4 protein-coding genes and 1 pseudogene are annotated in these 3,750 nt (G+C 61.7%); 1 reads left to right on the forward strand and 4 read right to left on the reverse strand.

The annotated features are described in order from the left end of the window. Nucleotides 1–388: pseudogene (locus tag C5F46_RS15790) on the forward strand (type IV secretory system conjugative DNA transfer family protein); the annotation flags it as partial. Between the two features lie 46 nt (nt 389–434). On the opposite strand, the gene C5F46_RS15795 reads toward C5F46_RS15790, so the two are convergent. The 4 genes from C5F46_RS15795 to C5F46_RS15810 all read right to left on the reverse strand — a co-directional run. Then, on the reverse strand, nt 435–1,370 hold the full coding sequence (locus C5F46_RS15795; RefSeq protein ID WP_107326258.1) for a hypothetical protein: 936 nt from the start codon (nt 1,368–1,370) through the stop codon (nt 435–437). A gap of 47 nt (nt 1,371–1,417) precedes the next feature. After that, a complete protein-coding gene (locus C5F46_RS15800) occupies nt 1,418–2,443 on the reverse strand; it encodes a TrbL/VirB6 family protein (RefSeq protein ID WP_107326259.1) in 1,026 nt (341 codons plus the stop codon). Next, the gene (locus C5F46_RS15805) at nt 2,443–2,862 is read right to left on the reverse strand and encodes a hypothetical protein (protein WP_107326261.1); all 420 of its coding nucleotides are present in this window, start codon (nt 2,860–2,862) and stop codon (nt 2,443–2,445) included. The genes C5F46_RS15800 and C5F46_RS15805 overlap by 1 nt, the downstream gene beginning before the upstream one ends. Nucleotides 2,863–2,879: 17 nt before the next feature. Continuing rightward, a partial coding sequence (locus C5F46_RS15810) for an ATPase, T2SS/T4P/T4SS family (RefSeq protein ID WP_107326260.1) occupies nt 2,880–3,750 on the reverse strand: 871 nt, incomplete at its 5' end.

The following is a 3,750-nucleotide window of genomic DNA, read 5'->3' on the forward strand; positions in this document are numbered from 1 at the left end:
GCTAAAGGCGCTGCACACCGGTCAGGCGGGGAGTTTCCCGTACCCTGATGAGGACGGGCTGCGGCGGGATCGGCAGATGACCGAGACGCGGGAGACGGTCGAGAAGCTGAAGCTGGAATTGCAGGCGGTGCGGGCGGCTGCAGGGGCCCAGGGGCCTGAGGCAAATGCGCTGCCCAAAGCGGCTCAATCTGCCTCGCAACAGCCGCTCGATCCCAAGCCTGTGCCGCCGGGCCGGGCGCGAGGGAGGGCTGCACGGGCCGCTGCGGGTCGCGCAGGGTCAGATCAGCTGTCCTTCGATCTGGCCGGGCTCGGTCTTCGTGCATCTGATAGTATCGAACTGGCAGCGGCGGTTCAGACGACGCGAGGGATCATTGCGGAGCATGCTTGACGGGCCCAGAGTTGATGACGGATCCGTGCGCCGCGCACCGGGTCCGTCAGTGTAGCATGTCGCGTTCGGATTGCTCGACAGCACGTTGCTTCTCGAACGCTGCCTTCATCTTCGCGGGTGTCCCGAATACTTCATTGAGCATGTCTGCAACTGCTGCGTTCATGGCAACGAAATCAGCTTCAGAATCGCCAGTGGCAAGGCCCACATCCATAGTCGTGCCATCGTCCAGAACAAGGCGCACCCTTGCTTGATCATCGCTGTAAAAATCGAAGGGAGACTCCAACGAGAGGGGCGTGAATGAAACCTCGAAATACTCGTGACGCTCATCGCCCTCGCCATCCTCATTGGCGAAATCAGCCACGAAATCATGGGTGTTGATGAAGTGGATGGTCCAGCGCCGATCATACGTTGTGCCATCTGTTGACAGCATCGCCGCGACAGGATCGCTGAGATCGCGGCGAAGACGAGAGACCAGGAACTCGGTCATCGCCAGCTCGGTCGTCCCGAATGCCGTTTCCATATTGTAAAGATCGACGAAGTTGATCGCCCAAAGAAAAGCGCATTCCCGCAAGCGGGTTAAAGTGTCCTCCCTGGCCGCCTCTTCGGATGTGACGAGAACCAAGTGTTCGTGCTTCGGTGCGAGATATGCACAGATGCTGGCGATGGTGTTCGATATGAAACCATCACTTTCAGGAACGCCATATGCGGCGGCGTCGTTCGCGCTCAACACACCGATGTATGCTTCGGGCGTTTCCTGGAAGATATCGTGATAAATGCCTGCCATATGCCGACAATAGCTTTGCCAGGCATTGATTTGCTCAAGCGCCGTGAGCTGCATGGTCGTCGGCATATCGGTTTCGCCCGTTGCCCACTTGGCCACCGTTTCTTCTTGCACCCCCCAGAACCGGGCGGCTTCGCGATTGGTAAAGCCAAACCGCCTGAGTATGACCGAAGCCATGGTGACCTTCTGCTTATCGGTCATGTGTTCCCTCTGAATTCATCTCGATTTCGTGAGCATTGTCGCCGTGGTCACGGACCGAGCCGCTTCGCCCTCTCGGCCATCCGTACCACCTGCGCGCTTGCCGTTGCCGCGGCGCTCCGCACGGCGGCTGGAGCCTGAACGGCCCCTCGTCCGATCACTTCACCTGTCGTGAGTGCACCGATCCGCGCCCTGCCCTTCACGCCGTCGGTATTGAAGATCCCCCGCATGATCCCGGTCGATCCCGCGACCACAGCGGGTGCCGCGGCCACCATCAGGTTTCCAGAAATCCCCCGCACGATCAGGGGTGTTGCCGCGACGAAGCCCTTGGCCAGGAACACCATCACGAAGAACGGGACCAGCGCGCCGATGTTGGTGGCCGAATTCGGGTCGCCGAGCTGCGCGAGAAGCGAATTCGCCATACCGACGACGGTCGAGAACATGGCGGCGATGACGATGGGGTAGAAGGCGTAGCTGATCGTCGTCGAGACCCATCTGTGGAAGAAATCCTTGGTCGCATCGAAGAGCGACAGGGCGATCATGATCGGTGCGAGGCCGAGCATCAGGGTAAGCATCATCTTGGCGAAGATGAGGACGATGCCGGTCATGAAGCCGAGGAGACTCAGGAGCACCAGGCCGATGCCGCCGAGGATCGCGCCGGTCATCCAGTTCAGGTTGTTGCCGATCGCGTTCAGGTATTGGCTGAACTCTGTGATGAGATCATCGAACTCGGCCGCAAAATACGTGGCCCCTGCCCCGCCGCCGCCAACCGAGGAAATCAGGGCCCCGGCGACATAGTCGAGCCCGCCGATGACGGCATTGGCAACCGCGTTGAAGTTGGCCCAGTTGAAGGCAAAGAGACCTATCAGTGTCAGCTTGATCAGGTACCAGAAGAAGCTGGCCCCATCCATGCTGCGGAACTGGAAGGCCATGTTGATACAGACGCCGATCAGCGAGAGCGTGACCATCAGCAGGACGATCGTGCCGGTATTGCTGGCCACAGCCCCGAACTGGGACTCTGCCGCATCGGCAAGGAAGCCGTCGGCCGTTCCGACCATCCAGCTGACGATGCTCATTACCAGTTGCCTTGCGTTTCGCAGATATCCTGGACGTCGCGGGCAATCTGGTTCTGCTCGTTGCGAATGGCGAGGCGCGCTTGAGTATGCTCGGCCTGCGTGTTTGTTGCGAACCGTTCCTCGTACTCGGCGGAGGCAGCATCCCATGACGGGAAGCGCACATCACAGCCGCAGTCGCCAGTTTCCTTGATCGCCTCCCAGGACCGCAACTCGTAGAGCCGCATCAACGTCAGCGCCTTATAGGCCTCGCGCGGGTGGACTTCATCCATCCAAGTCGGGCGCGCGGGCCGGTCGTTGCAGATCCGGTATTGCTGGGGCGTGATGGTCACGGTGAGATCGTTCGTGACCTGAGGCGAGGTCTGGGCGGCGAGGGGCGCGGCCAGCAGGGTGACAGCTGCGGCGAGGATGGTATGGCGCATGGGGATTTCCTTTCGGTTCATTCGGCGGCAACCGCAGGGCGCTTAGTGCCCTCGGTTCCGGCAGTGTTCTGATCTGGATGCTTCGTCTGCCCCGGCAGGAAGAACTCGGTGATGCCGCGGGCACCATTATGGCGGCCAGCCTGGATGATCACATCGATGGAGCCTTCGATATAGTCGACCATGTCGGCATAGGTCATCGGCACATCGGTTTTCAGGGCCGCGATGGCGAGACGGCGGACGGCGAGTTGCGGGGTCTCGGCATGCAGGGTGGTGAGCGAGCCGCCATGGCCGGTGTTGATCGCCTCGAGGAAGGTCATGGCCTCGCGGCCGCGAACCTCGCCCAGCACGATCCGGTCCGGCCGCATGCGCAGGGTCGAGGCCAGAAGCACATCGGCGCTGCGGACCTCGGTGTCCCGGTCGGCGATCAGCGTTACGGCATTCGGCTGCTCGGGCCGCAGCTCGGCTGCTTCTTCGATGGTGATGATCCGTTCCTCGGGCGGGATCAGCGAGAGGATCTTGCGCGCCGCCACCGTCTTGCCGGTCGAGGTGCCGCCCGAGACGATCATGTTGAGCTTGTTCTCGACGCAGAACCGCAGGGCGGCGTCGATGTCGCCGGAGGCCACCACATCGCGCAGGGCGGCGTTCCGTTCGCGGCGCAGACCTTCTAGGCTGCGCTCCTTGCCATAGAGGAATCCGAGCTTGATGGCCTCCAGCGGCAGGGAGGAGAAGAACCGAAGTGAGATGGAGAACCCACCCTCGACCGCGGGCGGCTGGATCACCTGCGCCCGGATCGGTCGGTCGCGATAGAGGATCGAGACCGAGACGATGGGCTTCTTGGTGCTCAGCGTGGTCGAGGCGGCCGAAGCGATCTGATTGCCGAGGTCCTTG

Source organism: Phaeovulum veldkampii DSM 11550, from assembly GCF_003034995.1.
GTDB lineage: Bacteria > Pseudomonadota > Alphaproteobacteria > Rhodobacterales > Rhodobacteraceae > Phaeovulum > Phaeovulum veldkampii.

What these genes read in the sequence shown, in the direction of transcription:
- C5F46_RS15795 (WP_107326258.1), bottom strand. Translation starts at nt 1,370, where the DNA reads ATGACCGATAAGCAGAAGGTCACCATGGCTTCGGTCATACTCAGGCGG.
- C5F46_RS15805 (WP_107326261.1), bottom strand. Translation starts at nt 2,862, where the DNA reads ATGCGCCATACCATCCTCGCCGCAGCTGTCACCCTGCTGGCCGCGCCC.
- C5F46_RS15800 (WP_107326259.1), bottom strand. Translation starts at nt 2,443, where the DNA reads ATGAGCATCGTCAGCTGGATGGTCGGAACGGCCGACGGCTTCCTTGCC.